The organism is Klebsiella sp. 10, assembly GCF_018223925.1.
GTDB classification, from domain to species: Bacteria; Pseudomonadota; Gammaproteobacteria; order Enterobacterales; family Enterobacteriaceae; genus Klebsiella; species Klebsiella pneumoniae.
In genome coordinates this window covers 1-18,111 of sequence record NZ_JAGRRB010000021.1, presented here as the reverse complement: position 1 = coordinate 18,111, position 18,111 = coordinate 1, and the positions used below count along the sequence as shown (strand labels likewise).

The following is an 18,111-nucleotide window of genomic DNA, read 5'->3' as shown; positions in this document are numbered from 1 at the left end:
TTATCGAACCACGTTGATCTGTACGTCGCCATAGTGAATCGCCCCTGCCAGTTTAATGGCCGCCTGAATCACCGGCGACTTACGCGCTTCCCTGTCAGATTGTGCCTGGTTGGCTACCGCGTCGGCGTGGACGTAGTAACCCTTGGTCAGGGTATCGCCGGATTCAATCTGGCCAATCGGGCCACCATTCCAGACGCCCGGAGCAATCAGCCCGTTATTTACCGCCTGATCCAGCGATGCTTCGACGTTGGTCATTAACCGGGTTACGCCCGCGTCGGTCTGCGGAATTTTGGTGGTCGAGGTGTACAGCAGGTTATAGAGATTGGTCTGAACGTAGTTCTGCAGCCAGTCCAGCCCGTGGCGTTCGTCGAAGAAATCACCGTTCGCCATCACGCCCTGCTGGATAATCGCCGTATCGTTGGCGTAGTAGACGTAGACGTTACCGTTAATGGCATCAATGGCGGATGCCTGCGCGGTCGTCAGCGTCTCGTACGTCACGCCTGGCTCAGTCTTGAACTTCAGGGTGATCGTGGTGTTGTTGCCGGTAAAGTTCACAGTGAACGCACGACCAAAGGCCGAGATAGCGGCATATTTGCTGCTGGTACTGTACTGCCAGAATGTGCGTGAGTAGCCCGCCGCCTTCAGCTTATAGCCGATATTGTCGGTATTACCGGATACCAGTACATTCGCGTCATCAGTGGTAACCGCCAGAATACGGCTCAGACTGGAAGCCTCGATCGCCGCGGCCACCGAAATCACATCCGCTTCAACCAGATCGGCGCTATCGGCAATAGCCAGGCCGTACCAGTTGGTGTATTGCAGTGAGGCATTAACCGCCTGCAGCAGGGTTTCTACCGTGCCGGTTTCACCCTCCGCCAGCGTTTTCGCCCAGCGGCCGATATAGACCAGAGTGGGTTTTGGTGACTGTGAAAAGAAGATGGTCGCCGCCTCGTACTCGGGAGAATCGACACCAAAATCATCGCCGATATCCTCAATGGCTGAATACTGGCGAATACGCTCAGTGACCGGGATAACCGTAGAGGTACCCAGAATGAGGGGCGCACCGAAGTTACGCCCCGTTGCCGCTACCGGTGACATGATGACATCAACGTTAACGACATTGGAAACAGGTAAGCCCTGTGCCATGTTTTAATCTCCAAAGAATTGCACTGGCGCGTCGACCAGCGATTTAATGCCGTACTGGCGGATGATTTTGCGGCGCAGGTCAACGCTGATATCGTAGCGGCGCACCCACTGGTTATTGATGAGCTCGGGCAGGTTGAGGATCCGCCCATGCTGCAGGAACGTCAGCCCGACGTGGTTCAGTTCGTCGTTGTTCTGAGCCACCAGGAGGCCATCACGAAAGCGCGTGGCCGCCGCCAGCCCCTGCGGGCCATAAAAACAGAGGATCAGGCTGATGGTTTCATGCGACCACTGCTCGGTGTTCTCTTCACCCTGCACGTACGCGGGGTTGAAGTCCTCCTGGATGCCGGTAATACCGAACGCGCACCAGGTGGTGCCGTTTTTCGGGATAGCCTGCTGTGGGTCGGTCCAGCGCGGGTAAACCAGCGAGGCATCCAGCCCGGTCACGCCCCGTATCCAGCGACTGATTAGCCGTTCCAGATCTTCATCGTAGGGCGGCGAAGCCCCGACGGGTGTCAGGTAACCCGCCGTAGTGCTGTCATTACTCACTTGGCGTTCCCCCGTCGAATTCCATCAGCTCGCAATGCGCCTGAACGAAACCGGCACCGTACGCCGTATACGGGTCGACAAAGGTCACACGATATTCACGCCCCCTGTACGTCACAGTGTCAGCGTCTAAACCTGGCTGGCCCTGCGTCAGGCGGAATTGCGTCACGATGAGTATCGCCCCGTCGATGTTCTGTCCGGCGGCCATGCGCTTCGCTTCCAGAGAACGGTCGACAGTCACCACGCCAGAGAACGGGATATCCTGCGCGGTGTTAACCGGGAAGTTATCCTCATCAACCGTCTGCACCTGTCGGTGACACACCAGAGTCAGATCGACAAAATCCGGGTCTAACAGGACCTCTGTCACATCGAGCATCGGCATTATTTTTTCCTCACGACGTAGTTAATCGCCCGCAACAGGAAGCCATGCGCATAAAGCGGCTTGTCGCCAGGTAATCCCTTCGCTCGCCGGCGTTGGAGCGTTTTCTCCGAGAGAGGCGTGAGGCGGTCACCGTCACCGATAACCGCTTTTGAGGCGTCTCGGGCAATCTGTCCGGCGGCTTCAAGATGCTGCTCCGCCAGACCGGCATTACCCTCAAGCGCGGCCTGTGCGGCAAGTTTTAACCGAGCGGTGGTTTTATCCCGAGAATCCTCTATACCCATATCGAGAAAAGGCCGTGGCGGGAGCGTGACGATATCGCCGTCAATCTCCACGGTCGCCCCGGTAGACTGCAGGTAACCAATTTCGGCATTACTCAGTGGCGAATCCTCACGTGGAGGGCCAGCGGGAATGCCCACCAGCACATCGGTGCCAGACAGCTGCTTCAGCGCATCCAGAACGCTGCTGTAATTGTCTTCCCGAATTGTGAGCCCGCTTTTCATTCCGGCGTCCCCAGTTGAACCGCTCCGGCACCAAACATCATCAGGTATTCCCAGAACTCCGATCCGTAACGGGAGTTGTTCCAGAAACCGGCATTAGGGTCCAGGGTTGCGCTTGCGTCATAACTGGCTGAAACCTTATCCACTGATTTCGCGGTCTGTATGCCGCTATTTACGCCACCAGCAGTACCCACAGCCACACCACGCATATCGGCGGCGTAAAGGTACATATAGTGCGCAACATACAGCCCGACGATGTAGGGAAAGATATCCACGCCAAAGCGCGACTCACTCAGCATGGCATCAGCAAGATTCAGTCGAGCCTGAATCATTGGCGTGGGGTACTTTGTATCGTCAGCGAACTGCGGAAAGGTTGCCCTGAACTGCTCAGGCGTCGGCAGACTTTGATTTCTTGCCATTATTGGTAGTCTCCGGCAATTGCGCTTCGAGTTCAGCAATGCGCGCGTCTTTCTCGGCGATTTTTGCTTCCAGCTCAGCAATTCGCGGGTCTTCTGCAATCGCTGGCGCTTCGCCATCCGGTGAACAGTGCGCTTTTACGAACCAGTGATCAGCAACCGTGTCATCGACGTCGTGGAAGCCAACCGGGAAATGCTTTTGCTCTTTGCCGTCGTTGAAGTTAAACGGGGAGAGTACGTAAATCTTTTTCATTGCAAGTCCTCATGAGCGGCCCTTTCGGGCCGCCGCAGGTTAGATGCCGTCGACGTAGGCCAGAGTTTCAGGATAAACCGGCTCTACTGCACCCAGCTTGCCGTAATAGGTTACGAGCTGATACAGGCCGCGATACTGGATCGGCACGCTCATCAGCGGAACCATCGGGAAGCGAACGTATTTCTTGTCGTTGGTGTAGAACATCATGCGATCAGAGTTCGACACGCCACGACCTTTCGCCCATTTCACCGGACGGATGTTCAGAGGACGCCCGTTCTGGTGGTATGCGATGGTGTTGGTTTCCAGATAGGTCAGCAGGGACTGGTTACCAGCGCTGGATACGATGGTGCTTGCCAGCAGAGAGAACTGCTCCGGCGGGATCAGCAGGTCCGTCGGTACCATGGAGTAAGCCGAGTTGGCCCACGCTGCACTCAACCCGGCATTAATGCTCGCCCGGATTTCGTCAGCGGTGGAGGTCGCCCAGGTCTTCGCGGCGTTGGTCGGCGTTACCTGCGTCAGGTTCAGCAGTCCTTTAACGTTCAGACCGGAATCGCCGATATAAACCTGCTCGTCCGTGTCCATGTTCCACTTCAGCTGCATGCCGTCGTACTTCTGCGTGTCGATCGGGCGACCAACCTGCGCAGCTGCCTGCAATTCGGGAACGGTCCATCCCAGCTCCATACCCCAAAGGGTAAGCGGGAAGCCAGTTTTTGCGATGTCGACGTTAACGCCAGCCAGCGCGGTAGGGATTTTGCTAAGCCAGTTTTTACCGTTAGCATTCGGTGTACCGGCAGCAGCAAAGGTGGTGTTAGTGAACGAGCTGATCTCGTCAGCAATAGACACGTCTTCACGCAACTGGATATCGCGCGACCAGGTGAAATTCACCAGCGGCAGATTCAGTGTCTGATCGAGACGCTCCAGCTCATGGACAAGAAAGGCACCAGTGCCGTCGACTGTCGCCTGGTCAAATGTCATTGGCATTTGCGATTTCCTTAAATATTGAAGGCCAGCTCAATGTTGCCGCTGGTATCGCCAGGGCCATTGAAGTAAGCGTTAGTGATCTGGACGGTATTCGAGCCATCAGCGGCGGCAAGGAACGCGCCGAGAGGGCTTGAGGCGGATGGTGTGGCCACTCGCATGTAGACCGGGCCATGCAGCGCAACGCTGGATGCATCCACGCCGATGTTTACCGTGACGTAACCACGTACCAGGCAATCGCCGGTGAAGTTTTTACCGCTGCCTACCTGCTGGACTTTATCCGGCTGGCTGGCGGTCGGATACGGACGAACGTAAATGCCCACCAGCGCCGACGCTGTATCGCTCGCAGCGATTGGCACAAATTTCCCGGAGGAAATCTTGCCGCCAAGGCCGTAAGCGGGGAAAAGGTTGGAGGAGTCCAGCAGTTGAGGTTCAACCGTCAGATCCTGCGGACGAGAAATTGCCCCGGCGATGCCCGCTGGCATCCGGTAAAGAAATGTATTACCCATTGGTTAGCCTCGTTTAGACCAGAATTCCTGCGCGGCCTGATTCATACCGGCAATGGTTTTAACAGTGGTGGCAGTCTGCGTTTGCAGGCTGTCGACGGTTTTAGTATTGCGGTTTTTCGCCAGCTCAGAAACAGCCGTGAAAGCCATATCCACCGTGGCTTTTTTCAGCTTGCTGATATCGGCATCACCGACAATAGAGCGCACCAGAGATTGATCGGCAGAGGCGAGCACCTGACGTTTGAATGCTGTCGGCTTCGCCTTTTCTGGCAACTGGATGCCTGGCTGAATCAGATCGGCACGGTAAGCGGCGTCGCCGGTAACCTTACCCTCTTCTTCCTTTTTCTCCTCTTCGTCCTCGGCATCGCCGGTGCCAGGAGCGGTTGCCGCAGGCGTAAGCTTGGCAACCGCCTCAATCAGCGCCTTACCCCATGCAGGAATTTCTTCCTCACCATCGCCGGTACCAGGTAATGCCGGGCCGGGAAGCGGATTTTGCGGCGCAAGGTTAATGACTACGCCGCCGGGTGTCATAGAGGTCGATACATCGTTATCGCCAGTGACATCATCAGGCGGGTTATCAATGAGACTTGCCATTTCGGCAGCGTCCCCGGTTTTACGGGCCTTCAGGAGCCGGGTAAACCAGTTTTTAGTAGTGCTTGGCATAGAATCCCCTATTGCACAACGGAAACCGGCCCGCCCGTTAGGGACAAGGGCCAGATGGTTAGCGGTAATCGCAGATTGCTTTGCGAGACCAGGTGAAATTTGTTCGTAATCGGCGTCGTACCCGCAGCTGACCTCGTCATCACCATCATCAATAGCCTGCAGGGCTTCCGGGGTTTTGACGATGACATCAGCCAGCAGCAGATCGGTTTTATCCTCTGTGCCGCGCCGTACATTCTGGATGTGCCCGTGAGCCAGCTGGCGCCAGTTGTCAGGGGTAACAAAGATGATCTGCCCGTCAAAATCTCGCGGATGGCCGATAGTAACTGCCATGCCTTCGAATGACGCCATGGCTCGCTCGCTGAACACCTCTTCTGGCATCCGGCGTACGATGACCTTCCCTCTGTCGTTTGGGACAAGCTCAGGCCGCTCTGTGGCGTCGTACTCCTGCTCGCCAGTCCTTGCGATCGGGACGTCCTTAAACAGGACTGACCCATCAGCAAGTTGAAAGCGGGTATTGCCCAGGCGGGTTTTAAAGAAATATTTCATGGGTTACCTGCTGAATTGCGGGCATTGAAAAGGCCGCTCATTGGCGGCCTGTTATTTTACAGGGTCAGGTATTTGCACTTCCGACCAACACTTGCAGTTAGACAGGCACCCGGCGTGTCCGGTCATACCATCGAGCGTTGGCGGACTATCCCAGCGTACAAACTTATCTTTCATTTTTCGGTGTGATGGCCTGGTGCCTGCACCTTCAATACGCCACCAGTACCCCTCAGAACCAACGGATAACGCCCGAGCCTGAGTTAATGCGCCAGTTGCACGCCCTATCTCAGTGCGGGCTATCATCCGCGCCCTGCTGGCCGCCACGTCACCGGATTGCATGATCATCTCGTAAAGCTGATCGGGGCGCTCACCATGGATGACAGCCTGTATCGCACGCTCCTGAATTTCCCTGACACGTCCTGCCGCCTCTAATGGCAGAGACTTCATGTAGCGAATCTGTCGGTAAACGATGTCTTGTGCCACCATGCCGACATGAGTGTTACCAATCACGTCACGCAGACCAGCTGATATTTCTTCCGAAACAGAACGCCACTGATTCCACTCTTCTCGCTCCACCTGGGCAAACATCTTTCGACCGACCATTTCGGCCCAGTCGTCGATCACCACGGAGTAGTCAACAAGCGATTTAGCAATGCTCTCAGCGCTTGCCTGTGAACCATCGTAGGAACCCGTGACGATTTGATTTATCTGGTCGACTATCGCCAGTAGGCTTTTCTGATACTGGACCTCCGATCGGCGGCGGAGGGCTGGTTTCAGATTCAGTCTCCTGCCACTGTTTCGCCGCATTCTGGATATCCTCATCGCTAATTGAAGCACCGATGCCGGTAACGTCAGACAGTTCGCGCAAATCGGTCAGAGCAGCAGCCGGCGACATTCCCAAATCACGCACCGCGGTTGCCAGGGCGGTGGTCGTGTTGGTCGCCACCGTGGAGCGATCGGTGTCGCTCATCTGCCACAGGGGGTTAAACTCAAAGGTGAAATCTTGCGGCAACGGCTCGCCAAACTCTGAGCGATGCAGTACATCGAATAACAGGCGGATGTGAGGCCGTAAATCTCGCTCCTGCAGAGTTCCCACGTCATCGTAGTAATTCGCCAGGTCAGCATCACCGGTTGAGAAACCCTTCGGCGATTGGCGGAACAAGCGGACCAACGGGATCCCCACCGCCCCCGCGATATCCTCTTTAAATTCACTAAGCAGATCTGACAGACCAGCGAAAGAATAGGAGTGGGTTTCAAAGGTGTCATCGGCATCAAAAAGCGACATCCCCTCATTTGTCTGGTACTGGCGAACTAACTCCATTTGTTTAACCAGCGCTTCGAATGGTTTACCGCCCATGGCGATAATTTCACGCAGCTTTTTAATCTTTGCCGTTCGCAGATGTGCCTTGTAGGCAAGCTGGGCGGCGCCGACGCTGGTGCTATCGTAGGAAGTCAGGCGATCGAAGATGCGCTCGACAATGGACATGCCCCACTCGTTTTCGGTGATTTTCTGCTGGTACGGCAGTTTCACACCATCCATACGGATCAGGCGGCTGTGGTGAACAGTCCACGCAGGAAGCCCCTGCGCCGTTGTCACGATTTCATAGAATTCAGGCTTGCCGAGGTTAGGGCCAAGTGCCTTAATGCGCCTGGTGAGCTGTGGGTTAATCATCCAGCGGTCAAGTACAGCCAGACCTTTAAAGCTGCCCTTGCCGACCTTATCCAGCACCAGCGGCGTCAGAGGTGCCTGACCTTCAATCAGAATCAGCGCCACCGCCCCGCCATACAGCCGGGACCATTTCAGCGTCTCGTTGATGCAATCCCAAAGCTGAAGCTCATCGAACCGTGATTCAAGAATGCCACGGCGTTTCGGGTCTATCTCACTGGTGATCCGCACGCCCTTTTTGGTCATATCGTCCGCTTTCGAATCGACTGCGGCGCCAATAATCCAGGAGGAACGATAAGCCCATTCGATGAGCAGGCGGTTGCGGCTGGTATAGTTCGCCCTGTAGGTCGATGCGGCATGCTGGTTAGGCTGCTGCATACCGACACGGGCAACAAAGTTATCGTACGAATCCGCCGTGGCGACTCGTCCTGTTTTCTTCGCCATGGTGATTATTCTCCGGCTTTTTCGGTACTCGTGGCGGATAGGATAATTTGTTAAAAAACGACCCGATTTAACATAATGACTGTTACCCGCACCAGCCGGATCCCTCCCATGATGAAATGTCCGCCAAAGGCTTATTTATCCGGGATAAGTGGCTAAAAGCGCGTGAATAAAACATGCATAAACAGGGTCAAAAAATGAATAGCGGTAATTTTGCGTGAAACGCTTATTTCCGGGGGTTTAGCTGTTTCCCAGCGCTTCCCAGATATCCATCGCCGTATCGGTTGGGGCAAATGCCATGATGAAGGCATCGGCCACGTTCGGCGATGGCACATCGCGCTTAGCGAGGTCTTTCTTGCTTTCCACCATCACACGCCCGTTTTTGTCAAAGTCACGGTGCGGAGTGGTTAGCTCCAGCTTGAGTTTTTCCAGTAGTGGACAGGATGAGTCGATGCTTATCAGCTCATCTACCGGGTACTGCTCACCGTTCTTTACCGCGTTGAAGGTGTTGCGAAAGCGATCCGCTACCAGCCACCAGGCTTGCGCTTTGAGGTTGGCGAAAAAATCCTTGTTCGGGATGCCAATGTATTCGTAGTCCGGCTCATTCACACCAGCGCCTGCGTTGAATCGCTGATAGTTGATGCGGGATGCGTTCATGTTTTCGCGCTTACGATCCTCATTAATTTCTGAGAATTTAGCGCCAGCTGATGCCCCAACGCCGATTGAGTCGTAGACGATATCAGCATCGCGCTCCAGCGCCGCCTGATACGTACGCTGGCAGCTCTTCAGCAATTCGTCTTCTTTCGCCTTCCACTCATCCGCCCAGTAGACGACGGAGCCGTGGCGATAGACGTTAGCGCACTTATCGGCGCCGCTATCGGCAACGTCGAAGCCAATACGCTTACGCCCGCTCGGTTCGAAATTAAGGACTTTGTGGGCGTCCACAGCAGCCTCAATCCATGACAGCTTGATAATGGCAGCATCATCATCCGACTCTGGCACGCCTTCGTAGACGTGCTTAAACCCATCTGGATCCCGACGCTTGGCGGCTTCAATAACCTTCAGCATGGTGTCGGACAAAAAGGGGTTTTCATCGTAGTTGATTTTGCGTATCAGCGTATCTTCTGGCGGATCGACCACAAAGTTACGCCACACGAAATCAGTCACCAGTCCGGGGTTAAAGATAAACCAGCACTCTGAGCCCTCTTTACGGATGGTAGGCTCAAGTATCTTCCACTGGTATTCCGTCAGCGCGTGGGCCTCTTCAAGCCACAGAACGCTGATACCTTCCAGAGACTTAATCTCTTCAATGTTGCGCCAGAGCCCATAAAACACGAATTCAGACCCGGTCACCCGGTTAATGATTTTGTTGTTCAGAATGCGGAAACGATGCCGCAGGCCAAAGCGGTCAATCTGAATTTTGAGCAGGGTATACACCGACTCTTCAATTTTGTTCTGGATCTGACGTGCACAACAAAAGCGCAGGCTGTATTTATTCGACAAAAATATGGCGATGCCAGCGGCATCCCATGATTTTGACGATGACCGGCCACCATAAAGCACTTTGTTACGCGCCTGCGTCGTCCAGAAGCTACGCAGGGCCGGATTCAGCGTCGGTTTGGATGTCAGAGTAGAAGTCATTGAGGTCACGCTCTCCGTTGCCATCATCAATACCTGCATCACGGCGAAGACGATCGGCCTCCAGCGACACCTTATCAGTAGCGGCCTTGCGATAGTCTGTATCAGCAAATATTTTGCCTACCGTCGCAAGCGTCCCAACGATGGACTCAATACGAACGGTATTGCGCATCATCGCCTTCTCGGCGGCGCTGATATTTTCCATCAGCACCTTTCTTTCCTGGTCCCCTTCAGCATCTTCCAGCTTGGTCAACCACCGGCCAATATTCTCTGCGGCGACAAGGTTGTTAGCCCGAAGGCGAAATAATTCGTCTTCGAGTGTCAACGCTTTCGCGTCTTCAATGACCTCATCTTTAAGCAGAAGGCGGCGGGCGTAACCACCGTGTTTTAACGCCTGCTGGTTGCCGGGTTGAAATGGGTTAGTCGGCGGATCGGTACGCACCCCGCGTATCGGTTTCGTATCTGGTGGAGGTTCGGCTTTTGGTTGCGTACTTTTTTGCGTACGGCCAGCGCTGGCAGGCTTTTCGCTGGTACGCGCCTTACTCTTTTGCGTACCACTTTGCGTATCATTTTTGCGTACCTGCGTACTGGCCTTGCGTACCCAATCAAACTTTTTAGCCCTCTTCCTGATAGCCCCTTCAGTAACGCCGTATTTATCGCCTATATCACGGAGACTAAGGACTCCGGCCCGGTACGCCGATTCGATGGCCTCCCAGTCCGGTGTTGCCATAATTTTGTCCTCGCCTTGACATTATCGAGCCACCTCTGGAAGTGGCTCTGTAATGCCCTACTGACGTTTTGATTCTGCTTGCCTGATATCGGCCTTATCCCGGTTGCACTGCCCAAGCGCTGATAGCAGGCTGACGTTTAAATCCAGGCTCTGGCCCCACGTCAGGTTGTCAGGGATTTCCGGTTGCGGAGTGTCAGCCGTCAGGCTCGCTGGTAACGGGACCACCGGCACTTTGACGTAGACCGTTCGCGTATTGTTGCAGCCGCTTAACTGCGCCAGCAGGCACAGGGCGATTAGTGCAATCATCATTCGCAACAGCAACCCGGATATCAGCCGAGGCTCCCGATGCGTCCAGTGCGATCTGCTCTTTTGCATGCTGATTGGCCTCGACGATGGTGTTGAAGATGGTCATGGTGGTCAGAACGTTGGATGTGATGGTCTGGGCTGCTTTTACCTGCTGCTCGGCATTATCAGCGCGAGTTTTTTCCGCCTGATACGCCTCATGGAAGTGACTCAGCCCCCACCAAAGGATAAGAATCAGGCTAATTATGGCGACGCCAAAAACTGCTATTGTGCGGCTCATTTCTGCCCCCACAGACAAACTTCGCGCTCAATCTCGCGACGAGTTACCAGGCCTTTCCACTGTTTGCCCTTGGCATAGGTCCAGCGGCGCAGCTGATCACATGCACCTTTCTGGTCGCCCTGGTTGATTTTGCGCAGCAGAGTGGAGGTCTGGAAGTTTCCTGCGCCGACGTTATAAGCGAACGAGTACAAAGCCCCGCGCATTGTTTCGGGGATCGGCTTCTGGATGTACGGGTTAATCTGGCGAGCGACGGTGTTCAGGTCTTTACTGAGCAGCGCGCGGCATTCAGCCTCGGTGTACTTCTTGCTGAGCAAGATGTCTTTGCCAGTGTGTCCATAACAGACAGTCCAGACGCCTACCACATCCTGATAGGGGTCGTATCGCACACCTTCAAGACCATCGTTACCGGTTGGGCCAGTGATGAGCGCAGAAGCAATGGCTATGGCGCCACCACCGCCGGCGATCACGCCAATCAGTTTTTTCCTCATTGATGGCGTCATGTTCACCCCTGTGTATCACTTGCGATCCGCTTCAAAGCCTCGGTAACCACTTCGGCTGAAGCCGGGCGGTCACCTCCAGGCTTTGCGGAGACATCAGCCAGATAACTGGCCAACAGCTGCGTGCGCTTTTTCTCTTCATCAAGTCGCTCTCGCTCTTCCTTACGCTTTGCGTAATACGTCTTGATTGTGAAGAAGGCAGAGATCAGGGCGCCAATGATGAAGACATAATCCTGCAGACTCAGGACTGAAAAGATACCAAGCAAGGCTGACCACCAGTAAGGCAGATTGTGACCATCGGTTGGGTTCATACGTTGCATCTCTCACCTCCGATAATGTTCGGGGTGCTATCTGTAGTCAGTAAAAGGTTCAGGGCCGTCGGGCTGATTTACCAACAAAGCGTCGAGGGTGATACCCGCGACCCTGAAAATAAAAAACCCGCTCAAGGCGGGAAGGAATACCAAGGGTAAAAGTGACGGCGCGGTAGCCGTAATGGTCCCAAGGTAGAAGGATATGGTGGCCTGTTGCGTTGTTGGCGCAACGCCCTGATGGATTGGATTATGAGCCCGTCATCAGGTCAGGCCATTATCTGGCGGGACAGGAAGGATTCGAACCTTCGACCATTCGGTTAACAGCCGAACGCACAACCGCTGTGCTTCTGACCCTGAAATGAAAAAGCCCCGCACGATGGCGAGGCTCGGTGTTCTGATAGGTCAAACGCAAATACGGCAACCTACACTAAATATATTGCTCATTTGTTCATTGAAATGCAAGCACGTTGTGACTCTTTTTTGCAATTTTCCTCACGCTTTCGCGATCGTTAAACGCATTTTGCAGCGGCTGGTACAGGCAGAATAGCGCCGCGTTGATAATCTGCTTAACTTCCCGGCGGATGGTTGAAATGCTCGGGTGCTTATACTGGTTTCCGGCGCGGGTCTTCATCAGGCGAGGTTTGCTCACAGCATGCTGCCATGAGGCGATCCTTATCTCGCTTGAGTTGCAGACGTAATAGGCAAAAATTACCTTCCATGCATTCTCATCTACGTTTTTCAGGTAATGCCGGATAACGGCATCAATCAGCAACCCGTCATCATCGCTGCATACTGGCCTTGATGGTGCTTGCGGTTCAACCGTGGCCATGAACTTGGCAATCATATTTATCATCGCCTTGTCTATCTTCCCTGTCTGGCACCACGCGCCCCAAAGCTGGAGCCACTGATCTATCCACTGGTGCTGTTCGTTGGTTAATTCCAGTTTCATGCTGTCTCTCCCAGGGTCTGATAGATGCGAACGAAATTTCTCAGTATGCGGTAGTCAACCAGTACGGTGCCGCGGTGCCGGCAGAGGCGGAGCTTTTGCCAGCGGTCACGGATGCGCTCTATGGCGAGATGGTTCATGCAGCCTCCCGTTGTTTTATGAGCGCACGGCGTAGCGCGCTGTAATGGCGCCTGATGCCTTCCAGTTCTTCGATGGTGTATCGGTGAGGGGTGTTGTTGTTTTCGAGCGCCTCGACGCGCTCAGCGCCGATTTTCTCTAACAGAGCAATGCGGTACTGCTGCTGGTTCCCTGACATCTGCACGTTGCAGTGATGACACTGCTTGTGAATGTTGTCCTCGTTGTAGCGCAGGTGTGATGCTTTACCGCGGGAACGGTAATGGCCGGCCTCCCACTGAACCGTTTCTAACGTGCCGCAGCTGATGCACGGCAGATCGTGGTCACGCTCGCGGATATAGTCGTTAACGACACGCTGGGTCATGTCTTCCCAGTGTCGGAGAGGTTTCACAGCTGCTTTGCGCTTGCGCCAGGCCGCGCGCTCTTTCTTCGCTTTCGCCTGAGCCTGCTTTTCGCGCTTCTTCTCCAGTTCCTGCATGGCAAATTCAGCGCCATGCTCAGGGCAGCACCAACGATGGTTTTCGAATAATGCGGTGAATTTTGCCCGGCAGATTTTGCACCGGCGCTGAGTACGTTTAAGCATGTGGCCTCCTTGCTCTCAGGCGGAGCCACTTCTTATCCACCAGGCGGGCGGTGTAGTCTTTCAGGGTCGGGATATCGGAAGGTTTTACTTCGACCTTGCGCTTGCGACGTGCCAGCACGCGGAAGATGCCGCGTTCCATTACTTTGGCGAGAAGGCTGCTCATCAGGACTCCTGCTTTTGCTGCAGTTGCTGATATTCGCAACCATGTGGAATGGTGAGGGCCAGACCAAACTGAGCGCACCAGGCCTCTACTTTGGCCAGGAAGATGTGCATTTCGCCGGTATCAAGATCGGAGGTATGCCGGGGTTCCCAGGTTGTGGTTTTCTCACCGGTGATGAAGTCGGTGTATGTCACCTCTTCGCAGCCCAGATAGGTCTTTTTGAGGTTGCGCTTAACCCATTCAGGGGTTGCGTCGGTACGTCCGGAATTAATCAGGTATTCGCTGATTTCCGCGTACCACATGTGACTGAGTGCGTTCTGGCTCAGGCTGCGCTTTTCGCGCCACTCTTTGACCTGCAGGCGCAGGCATTTCCCGTCAGAGAGCTGCTCCTGAAGAATCTTGCCTATAGCGCTGAAATTGCCGCTGTGCAGTTTGATGCCGCATTGAGGGATGTTCACGCTTCACCTCCGCAGAGGCCAAACGCTGAATGCAGAAAATCGCCGGTGGCTTTCGCCATCGGTGACAGGAATTGCTGTAAGGTTTTGTGCGCCATGTGTCCCCACTTGGCGCCGGAATCTAGTCGTCAGTTGCTCAGGCTGACGAGGTAATTATGACAGGCTAAATCCCTAATTGCAAAACGAGCATAGGCTATTTTTTCTCGTTCTGACTGGCCATTTCAAGATAGCGCGGATCGGATGCTCGGGGTAACTGTACGCTTTTCTCGCGATAGTAGCGGACGCGTTCCATGAAGTATTCGCGCAAATGCTCTGGCTGCTCTCTGGCTACCTGCTCCGCTATCACCGGCATGTTCAGGCGCTCTTTGTAGGCGACGCCGGAGGCTGCCAGGTCGACGTTGACCTTGTCCTGCTCGTCTTTCGATTTGGCTGCAATATACCACTGTGACATAAAAATCCCCTCTGCTGTGGAGGGGATTATATAGCATCAACTGGATGGGTGCGCAGCTTTGCATTCTTAGGGGGATCATGCAACATTCCAACAAGGATCGTTTGCTGCTCGAGGTCCATTTTCTATACTGATGCCTACATGACAATGACTCACACTACAACCGAACCATCTATGCCAATGAATGCCATCCATGCACATTTCAAGAGTTTGATCATTCCCTCTGAATCTAACCCCCTCAAACAACATGTCAATGCGCTCCACAATAATACCATGCGGAGGGTTTAATTTTAAAACAAGGACTATGTCACCAGGCCCACTACGTATTGTTATTCTAGGGCCAATACACTCAACATCCCAATTTCCGGTACTGACAGACCATTCATTATCTTTAATAACAAGGGCATCTCTTCCAACGGAGTCACAAAACACCCCCGAAAGCAGCATTGGTGAACTAACTTCCTGAGGTGGGCGAACAGATAGCAAAGAGCGCCCATTAACCATAATCAAATGAGCACAATCATAGAAAGTGACCCCCGCAAATACGACTCGAATCGGATCGCTATGAAAGTCAAACATTTCATTAGCGTGCCCATTCCGAATACAAACGGGGTTTTGGTTAGCTTCGGCTACAGTCTCTCGAGACAATCTTCCTCGCGCGCGACTTTGATTGCACCTAGGGCACAACAAAGTCATACCAGCAGGATTATGCTCTGTAGCATCGACAAAATCAGGAGCAAAATGCTCATAATCATAGAAGCCTAAACCACAAATTACGCAACCGAAACCACATCTCTGTCTGACCTCTCTTTTGACTCCTTCAGGAATCGTTCTAGACAACCCATGATCATTAGTATTTGCCATTCATATGCACCTCACATAAACCTGTTTAACTATAATCGATGCATATAAGGATTAATACCTCCCTGTAATATGATAATAAAATTATTTGTTACCTCATATCATTGATTTTATTATATTAAATATAGTCAATTCAAAAACTCATGCTGGAAATTATAAGATCCAATTTGTCTTTCATGGCATACCTCCGTTGAGTATGGCAGCGCGGCTTTGCGTTCTGCGGGGGATTTACTCATCTCGCACCTCTAACGTCGCCTAAGAAACTGTATCCGCAACCCAGCCGTTACATTTCCTGCACCGGAATACTGTCACTCCCTCATGCGAATAAACGAAGTTTCCTATGACTTCCGGCTCTTTGTTCTCATCCGGATAGAACGGCCTTTTTCCATCCGTTCTACAACTCATTTTGGCACTTAGTTCAATGCTGATGGGCTCTCCACAGCTACAAGTTCCCTGAATAATTTCCATCATTTCAACTCCTGCGGGGCGGCCGCGAAATGCTCAACGCCTTTTGCCCAGATTTCTTTGATAGTCGTCCAGGTAACCGGTACCGTGATTTCAATTCTGCCGCTGCCGTCGCATGTTTCGCACTCATCATCACCAAAACATTCCGGGCAGTTTACGAACTTTGTTTCTGAAAACTCACCAGATAGAGCGCCCTTCGCGCCGTTCTCAGCGGTTAGGCACTCAGGCACCATCACATACCCCTCTGGAATCGCCGGGGAGTTGCCAGCATTTGGATGCAGAGCGCGAATCCCTTCGGCTAATTCTTCCAGGGTGGATGAATATCCGCGCTGGGCATCATTGCCGAACTCGAACGCTCCGGTATCAGGATCAGACCATCCATGCTCGCTGTCGTATGCCTCACGCTGCTTATCTATCCATTTGGCGGCGGCTTCAATGCCATCGCGATAGAAAGTGACTACTGGCGCTGGCTGCTCTTTGATGTGCAAGCGAGGTTCACCGTCTTTCGGCTCAGGCCATTCGCGCTGTTTGTTCACTGCCAGCTTTTCGATCATCGCCTGGGTAATCTGTTCGTCGGTGATACCGGCACGACGCTGGGCATCCCACATCAGGAATTGCATATCAGCCCACTCCGACAGGTCATCTGGTTCCGCTGCGGCCTCCATAGCCTCTTTTGCCAGGTGCTTCAGTGGTCCAACAGGGCCGACATTACCGAATGTTGCCTGTGACCACTCTGAGTGCTCGCGGCGTACCTGCTCTCGGTCCTTTGCTGGTTGCGCTGGCGGATAATTTGCCAGCATCCAACTAATGACGTAGTCGGCCTTGAACCGCTCAACCGGAAATCCTTCATTCCAGTCACGGAAGTGATAGATAACTTTTGCCAGCTCAAGTTGAAGCGCCACCGGCTCGCTGTCCATTGCGGCCAGCGCTATACGAGCCAGCTCCTCGGCCTCCTCAGCTGGCAGCATTACGTTGCTTCCGGCGCCGTAGGTGTCACGCCATGATTTAATTTTTTCCAGGCGCTCTCTGGTTAATTTGCTGGTCATTGGTTGGCTCCCCGTGAAATTTTGTGGCCCGGCGCATAGCAGCGCTGGCGGTCTTTGCTTATGCGCCAGCCAGCTTTGCGCGCCTGTTGAGAAATGTCGGTCATATTCCGGCCGATGAAATCAGCCTGCCCCTGCGGATAGATTTTCCCTGACAGACAACCATCACAGTCGCAGTAGAGGTCCGCGCAGAATCCTTCAGTGATAGCCATCACTCAACCTCTACCTTGATGCCAGCGGCAGACGAGAACACCTCAAAGGCAGCCCGCCAGGCATCTTCGCAATATGCAATTGTCATGGTTCCAGCTGTCGCGGGGAGTTTTCCGTATGCCCATTTTCCGAATCCGTATGCCTGGCCATCTTCATCATCCGGCAGCTTCACGGTGACGGTGCGGGACTCCAGCTCGGCGATTCGTTGCTCAGCCGCCTTGCGCTTGCGGAACTGCGCCTTACGACTGGCTCTCAGATTATTTTTAGCCAGTTCAGCCATGTAGAGTTGGCGCTCTGCGTTAGCCAGCCGTTGACGAACTTCATCGTTCTCCAGTTCATCAATCCGCTGCTGCGCCTTCTCCAGCGCCTGCTCTGCGGTTGCGCACGCTACGGCGACCTCATGAAGCCGTGATTCTGAATTCTCCAGCGCCTCTACCAGCTCCTTTAGGTCTCTGGTTTTAATATTCATCTGAGGGTTGAAATTGCTTACCGCGCGATGTGCTTCAAGTTTTAACCTCAGCGCCAGTTCGGTGATATTAGTTGTCATATGGATAGTCCTGGTACTGGCTCATTTCATCAGATGGATGATTATCAATTTCATCATCTTGCGGAATGCAGATATGCTGGCTACGTTCGCTTGGATGGTAGTAACAACGGCACTTTTGGCAGCATTCATGTGGGGCATGTAAATCTGCAGCTGTATTCATTGGTCATCTCCCTCTCGCTTATTCCAGCGCTCAACCGCAGCTTCTTCGCTTTCCTGATATGCAGACTTTGCCTCGCAGCCACTGCATGAAGCACGGAAGTGCCCTGAAATTTCCCTAACGCTTATGACTTTGCAGCCGCAAAAAGGGCATGATTTGGCTTCATGTCTCATTTGTCGGCCCCCGCACGCAGCTCAGAGGAGTGGACGCGCAACACGTTGATTGCATCACTGACGCCAGGAGCCTGGTGATTCAGCATCGTCATGATGGTTTTAATTCCTGACTCCACCCCATCAGCCTTAATCCCG

28 protein-coding genes, 1 tRNA gene and 1 pseudogene are annotated in these 18,111 nt (G+C 53.6%); all 30 read right to left on the bottom strand.

What is annotated here, in order from left to right:
* The 30 genes and pseudogenes from KHQ26_RS23085 to KHQ26_RS22945 all read right to left on the bottom strand — a co-directional run bounded on the left by KHQ26_RS23085 (nt 1) and on the right by KHQ26_RS22945 (nt 17,976).
* Nucleotides 1–1,146, bottom strand: a complete 1,146-nt coding sequence (locus KHQ26_RS23085; RefSeq protein WP_211777961.1) for a DUF3383 family protein — start codon at nt 1,144–1,146, stop codon at nt 1–3.
* A gap of 3 nt (nt 1,147–1,149) precedes the next feature.
* A complete protein-coding gene (locus KHQ26_RS23080) occupies nt 1,150–1,692 on the bottom strand; it encodes a hypothetical protein (protein ID WP_416234137.1) in 543 nt (180 codons plus the stop codon).
* The gene (locus KHQ26_RS23075; protein WP_134392637.1) at nt 1,685–2,071 is read right to left on the bottom strand and encodes a head-tail adaptor; all 387 of its coding nucleotides are present in this window, start codon (nt 2,069–2,071) and stop codon (nt 1,685–1,687) included. The genes KHQ26_RS23080 and KHQ26_RS23075 overlap by 8 nt, the downstream gene beginning before the upstream one ends.
* Nucleotides 2,071–2,571, bottom strand: coding sequence for a hypothetical protein (locus KHQ26_RS23070; protein WP_134392636.1), 501 nt, complete (start codon nt 2,569–2,571; stop codon nt 2,071–2,073). Before KHQ26_RS23070 ends, KHQ26_RS23075 begins: the two co-directional genes overlap by 1 nt.
* Nucleotides 2,568–2,987 carry a DUF4054 domain-containing protein gene (locus KHQ26_RS23065; RefSeq protein ID WP_086624362.1) on the bottom strand — a complete coding sequence of 140 codons (420 nt, stop codon included), beginning with the start codon at nt 2,985–2,987 and terminating at the stop codon, nt 2,568–2,570. The genes KHQ26_RS23070 and KHQ26_RS23065 overlap by 4 nt, the downstream gene beginning before the upstream one ends.
* Nucleotides 2,956–3,237 (bottom strand): STY1053 family phage-associated protein, encoded by a 282-nt coding sequence (locus KHQ26_RS23060; protein WP_021441342.1) that lies wholly within the window; start codon nt 3,235–3,237, stop codon nt 2,956–2,958. The genes KHQ26_RS23065 and KHQ26_RS23060 overlap by 32 nt, the downstream gene beginning before the upstream one ends.
* Nucleotides 3,238–3,276: 39 nt before the next feature.
* Complete coding sequence (locus KHQ26_RS23055) at nt 3,277–4,218, bottom strand: DUF2184 domain-containing protein (protein WP_064168879.1); 942 nt, start codon at nt 4,216–4,218, stop codon at nt 3,277–3,279.
* An 11-nt stretch (nt 4,219–4,229) separates the two neighbouring features.
* Entirely contained in the window at nt 4,230–4,724 is a 495-nt protein-coding gene (locus KHQ26_RS23050; protein WP_160552477.1) for a hypothetical protein, read from the bottom strand.
* A gap of 3 nt (nt 4,725–4,727) precedes the next feature.
* Nucleotides 4,728–5,930 carry a DUF2213 domain-containing protein gene (locus tag KHQ26_RS23045; RefSeq protein WP_117051286.1) on the bottom strand — a complete coding sequence of 401 codons (1,203 nt, stop codon included), beginning with the start codon at nt 5,928–5,930 and terminating at the stop codon, nt 4,728–4,730.
* 51 nt (nt 5,931–5,981) lie between these two features.
* Entirely contained in the window at nt 5,982–6,530 is a 549-nt protein-coding gene (locus KHQ26_RS23040) for a phage minor head protein (RefSeq protein WP_160552489.1), read from the bottom strand.
* 55 nt (nt 6,531–6,585) lie between these two features.
* The gene (locus tag KHQ26_RS23035; protein ID WP_023312773.1) at nt 6,586–8,037 is read right to left on the bottom strand and encodes a DUF1073 domain-containing protein; all 1,452 of its coding nucleotides are present in this window, start codon (nt 8,035–8,037) and stop codon (nt 6,586–6,588) included.
* Between the two features lie 237 nt (nt 8,038–8,274).
* Nucleotides 8,275–9,675, bottom strand: coding sequence for a PBSX family phage terminase large subunit (locus KHQ26_RS23030; RefSeq protein WP_048293387.1), 1,401 nt, complete (start codon nt 9,673–9,675; stop codon nt 8,275–8,277).
* Nucleotides 9,626–10,114 (bottom strand): hypothetical protein, encoded by a 489-nt coding sequence (locus KHQ26_RS26250; protein ID WP_021441335.1) that lies wholly within the window; start codon nt 10,112–10,114, stop codon nt 9,626–9,628. The genes KHQ26_RS23030 and KHQ26_RS26250 overlap by 50 nt, the downstream gene beginning before the upstream one ends.
* A gap of 345 nt (nt 10,115–10,459) precedes the next feature.
* Nucleotides 10,460–10,711, bottom strand: coding sequence for an Rz1 lytic protein (locus KHQ26_RS26125; protein ID WP_127447059.1), 252 nt, complete (start codon nt 10,709–10,711; stop codon nt 10,460–10,462).
* On the bottom strand, nt 10,596–10,985 hold the full coding sequence (locus KHQ26_RS23020; protein ID WP_211777960.1) for a DUF2570 domain-containing protein: 390 nt from the start codon (nt 10,983–10,985) through the stop codon (nt 10,596–10,598). Before KHQ26_RS23020 ends, KHQ26_RS26125 begins: the two co-directional genes overlap by 116 nt.
* The gene (locus tag KHQ26_RS23015) at nt 10,982–11,485 is read right to left on the bottom strand and encodes a lysozyme (protein WP_211777959.1); all 504 of its coding nucleotides are present in this window, start codon (nt 11,483–11,485) and stop codon (nt 10,982–10,984) included. Before KHQ26_RS23015 ends, KHQ26_RS23020 begins: the two co-directional genes overlap by 4 nt.
* Nucleotides 11,486–11,487: 2 nt before the next feature.
* Nucleotides 11,488–11,802, bottom strand: coding sequence for a hypothetical protein (locus tag KHQ26_RS23010; RefSeq protein WP_004146347.1), 315 nt, complete (start codon nt 11,800–11,802; stop codon nt 11,488–11,490).
* A gap of 270 nt (nt 11,803–12,072) precedes the next feature.
* Nucleotides 12,073–12,147, bottom strand: a tRNA-Asn gene (locus KHQ26_RS23005).
* 94 nt (nt 12,148–12,241) lie between these two features.
* A complete protein-coding gene (locus tag KHQ26_RS23000) occupies nt 12,242–12,742 on the bottom strand; it encodes an antiterminator Q family protein (RefSeq protein WP_032737394.1) in 501 nt (166 codons plus the stop codon).
* Nucleotides 12,739–12,879, bottom strand: coding sequence for a YlcG family protein (locus KHQ26_RS22995; protein WP_023339697.1), 141 nt, complete (start codon nt 12,877–12,879; stop codon nt 12,739–12,741). Before KHQ26_RS22995 ends, KHQ26_RS23000 begins: the two co-directional genes overlap by 4 nt.
* Nucleotides 12,876–13,457 (bottom strand): recombination protein NinG, encoded by a 582-nt coding sequence (locus tag KHQ26_RS22990; RefSeq protein ID WP_117064204.1) that lies wholly within the window; start codon nt 13,455–13,457, stop codon nt 12,876–12,878. The genes KHQ26_RS22995 and KHQ26_RS22990 overlap by 4 nt, the downstream gene beginning before the upstream one ends.
* The gene (locus KHQ26_RS22985; protein ID WP_211777958.1) at nt 13,450–13,620 is read right to left on the bottom strand and encodes a NinE family protein; all 171 of its coding nucleotides are present in this window, start codon (nt 13,618–13,620) and stop codon (nt 13,450–13,452) included. The genes KHQ26_RS22990 and KHQ26_RS22985 overlap by 8 nt, the downstream gene beginning before the upstream one ends.
* The gene (locus tag KHQ26_RS22980) at nt 13,620–14,075 is read right to left on the bottom strand and encodes a YbcN family protein (RefSeq protein ID WP_211777957.1); all 456 of its coding nucleotides are present in this window, start codon (nt 14,073–14,075) and stop codon (nt 13,620–13,622) included. The genes KHQ26_RS22985 and KHQ26_RS22980 overlap by 1 nt, the downstream gene beginning before the upstream one ends.
* A 190-nt stretch (nt 14,076–14,265) precedes the next feature.
* Entirely contained in the window at nt 14,266–14,523 is a 258-nt protein-coding gene (locus tag KHQ26_RS22975; RefSeq protein WP_211777956.1) for a DNA polymerase III subunit theta, read from the bottom strand.
* Between the two features lie 75 nt (nt 14,524–14,598).
* The gene (locus KHQ26_RS22970) at nt 14,599–15,384 is read right to left on the bottom strand and encodes a hypothetical protein (protein WP_074422501.1); all 786 of its coding nucleotides are present in this window, start codon (nt 15,382–15,384) and stop codon (nt 14,599–14,601) included.
* Between the two features lie 910 nt (nt 15,385–16,294).
* Nucleotides 16,295–16,634, bottom strand: a pseudogene (locus KHQ26_RS26345) (dATP/dGTP pyrophosphohydrolase domain-containing protein); the annotation flags it as partial.
* A gap of 254 nt (nt 16,635–16,888) precedes the next feature.
* Nucleotides 16,889–17,101 (bottom strand): hypothetical protein, encoded by a 213-nt coding sequence (locus tag KHQ26_RS22960; RefSeq protein WP_032719471.1) that lies wholly within the window; start codon nt 17,099–17,101, stop codon nt 16,889–16,891.
* Nucleotides 17,101–17,646, bottom strand: coding sequence for a hypothetical protein (locus KHQ26_RS22955; protein ID WP_117093181.1), 546 nt, complete (start codon nt 17,644–17,646; stop codon nt 17,101–17,103). The genes KHQ26_RS22960 and KHQ26_RS22955 overlap by 1 nt, the downstream gene beginning before the upstream one ends.
* Nucleotides 17,636–17,806, bottom strand: coding sequence for a hypothetical protein (locus KHQ26_RS22950; protein ID WP_165476463.1), 171 nt, complete (start codon nt 17,804–17,806; stop codon nt 17,636–17,638). The genes KHQ26_RS22955 and KHQ26_RS22950 overlap by 11 nt, the downstream gene beginning before the upstream one ends.
* The gene (locus KHQ26_RS22945) at nt 17,803–17,976 is read right to left on the bottom strand and encodes a Lar family restriction alleviation protein (protein WP_071647602.1); all 174 of its coding nucleotides are present in this window, start codon (nt 17,974–17,976) and stop codon (nt 17,803–17,805) included. The genes KHQ26_RS22950 and KHQ26_RS22945 overlap by 4 nt, the downstream gene beginning before the upstream one ends.
* Nucleotides 17,977–18,111 lie beyond the last annotated feature (135 nt).

Bases quoted from the DNA above. Each gene is read 5' to 3' on its own strand.
- KHQ26_RS23085 (WP_211777961.1), bottom strand. From the start codon at position 1,146: ATGGCACAGGGCTTACCTGTTTCCAATGTCGTTAACGTTGATGTCATC.
- KHQ26_RS23075 (WP_134392637.1), bottom strand. From the start codon at position 2,071: ATGCCGATGCTCGATGTGACAGAGGTCCTGTTAGACCCGGATTTTGTC.
- KHQ26_RS23070 (WP_134392636.1), bottom strand. From the start codon at position 2,571: ATGAAAAGCGGGCTCACAATTCGGGAAGACAATTACAGCAGCGTTCTG.
- KHQ26_RS23065 (WP_086624362.1), bottom strand. From the start codon at position 2,987: ATGGCAAGAAATCAAAGTCTGCCGACGCCTGAGCAGTTCAGGGCAACC.
- KHQ26_RS23060 (WP_021441342.1), bottom strand. From the start codon at position 3,237: ATGAAAAAGATTTACGTACTCTCCCCGTTTAACTTCAACGACGGCAAA.
- KHQ26_RS23055 (WP_064168879.1), bottom strand. From the start codon at position 4,218: ATGCCAATGACATTTGACCAGGCGACAGTCGACGGCACTGGTGCCTTT.
- KHQ26_RS23050 (WP_160552477.1), bottom strand. From the start codon at position 4,724: ATGGGTAATACATTTCTTTACCGGATGCCAGCGGGCATCGCCGGGGCA.
- KHQ26_RS23045 (WP_117051286.1), bottom strand. From the start codon at position 5,930: ATGAAATATTTCTTTAAAACCCGCCTGGGCAATACCCGCTTTCAACTT.
- KHQ26_RS23040 (WP_160552489.1), bottom strand. From the start codon at position 6,530: ATGGTCGGTCGAAAGATGTTTGCCCAGGTGGAGCGAGAAGAGTGGAAT.
- KHQ26_RS23035 (WP_023312773.1), bottom strand. From the start codon at position 8,037: ATGGCGAAGAAAACAGGACGAGTCGCCACGGCGGATTCGTACGATAAC.
- KHQ26_RS23030 (WP_048293387.1), bottom strand. From the start codon at position 9,675: ATGACTTCTACTCTGACATCCAAACCGACGCTGAATCCGGCCCTGCGT.
- KHQ26_RS26125 (WP_127447059.1), bottom strand. From the start codon at position 10,711: ATGATGATTGCACTAATCGCCCTGTGCCTGCTGGCGCAGTTAAGCGGC.
- KHQ26_RS23020 (WP_211777960.1), bottom strand. From the start codon at position 10,985: ATGAGCCGCACAATAGCAGTTTTTGGCGTCGCCATAATTAGCCTGATT.
- KHQ26_RS23015 (WP_211777959.1), bottom strand. From the start codon at position 11,485: ATGACGCCATCAATGAGGAAAAAACTGATTGGCGTGATCGCCGGCGGT.
- KHQ26_RS23010 (WP_004146347.1), bottom strand. From the start codon at position 11,802: ATGCAACGTATGAACCCAACCGATGGTCACAATCTGCCTTACTGGTGG.
- KHQ26_RS23000 (WP_032737394.1), bottom strand. From the start codon at position 12,742: ATGAAACTGGAATTAACCAACGAACAGCACCAGTGGATAGATCAGTGG.
- KHQ26_RS22995 (WP_023339697.1), bottom strand. From the start codon at position 12,879: ATGAACCATCTCGCCATAGAGCGCATCCGTGACCGCTGGCAAAAGCTC.
- KHQ26_RS22990 (WP_117064204.1), bottom strand. From the start codon at position 13,457: ATGCTTAAACGTACTCAGCGCCGGTGCAAAATCTGCCGGGCAAAATTC.
- KHQ26_RS22985 (WP_211777958.1), bottom strand. From the start codon at position 13,620: ATGAGCAGCCTTCTCGCCAAAGTAATGGAACGCGGCATCTTCCGCGTG.
- KHQ26_RS22975 (WP_211777956.1), bottom strand. From the start codon at position 14,523: ATGTCACAGTGGTATATTGCAGCCAAATCGAAAGACGAGCAGGACAAG.
- KHQ26_RS22970 (WP_074422501.1), bottom strand. From the start codon at position 15,384: ATGGCAAATACTAATGATCATGGGTTGTCTAGAACGATTCCTGAAGGA.
- KHQ26_RS22960 (WP_032719471.1), bottom strand. From the start codon at position 17,101: ATGGCTATCACTGAAGGATTCTGCGCGGACCTCTACTGCGACTGTGAT.
- KHQ26_RS22955 (WP_117093181.1), bottom strand. From the start codon at position 17,646: ATGACAACTAATATCACCGAACTGGCGCTGAGGTTAAAACTTGAAGCA.
- KHQ26_RS22950 (WP_165476463.1), bottom strand. From the start codon at position 17,806: ATGAATACAGCTGCAGATTTACATGCCCCACATGAATGCTGCCAAAAG.
- KHQ26_RS22945 (WP_071647602.1), bottom strand. From the start codon at position 17,976: ATGAGACATGAAGCCAAATCATGCCCTTTTTGCGGCTGCAAAGTCATA.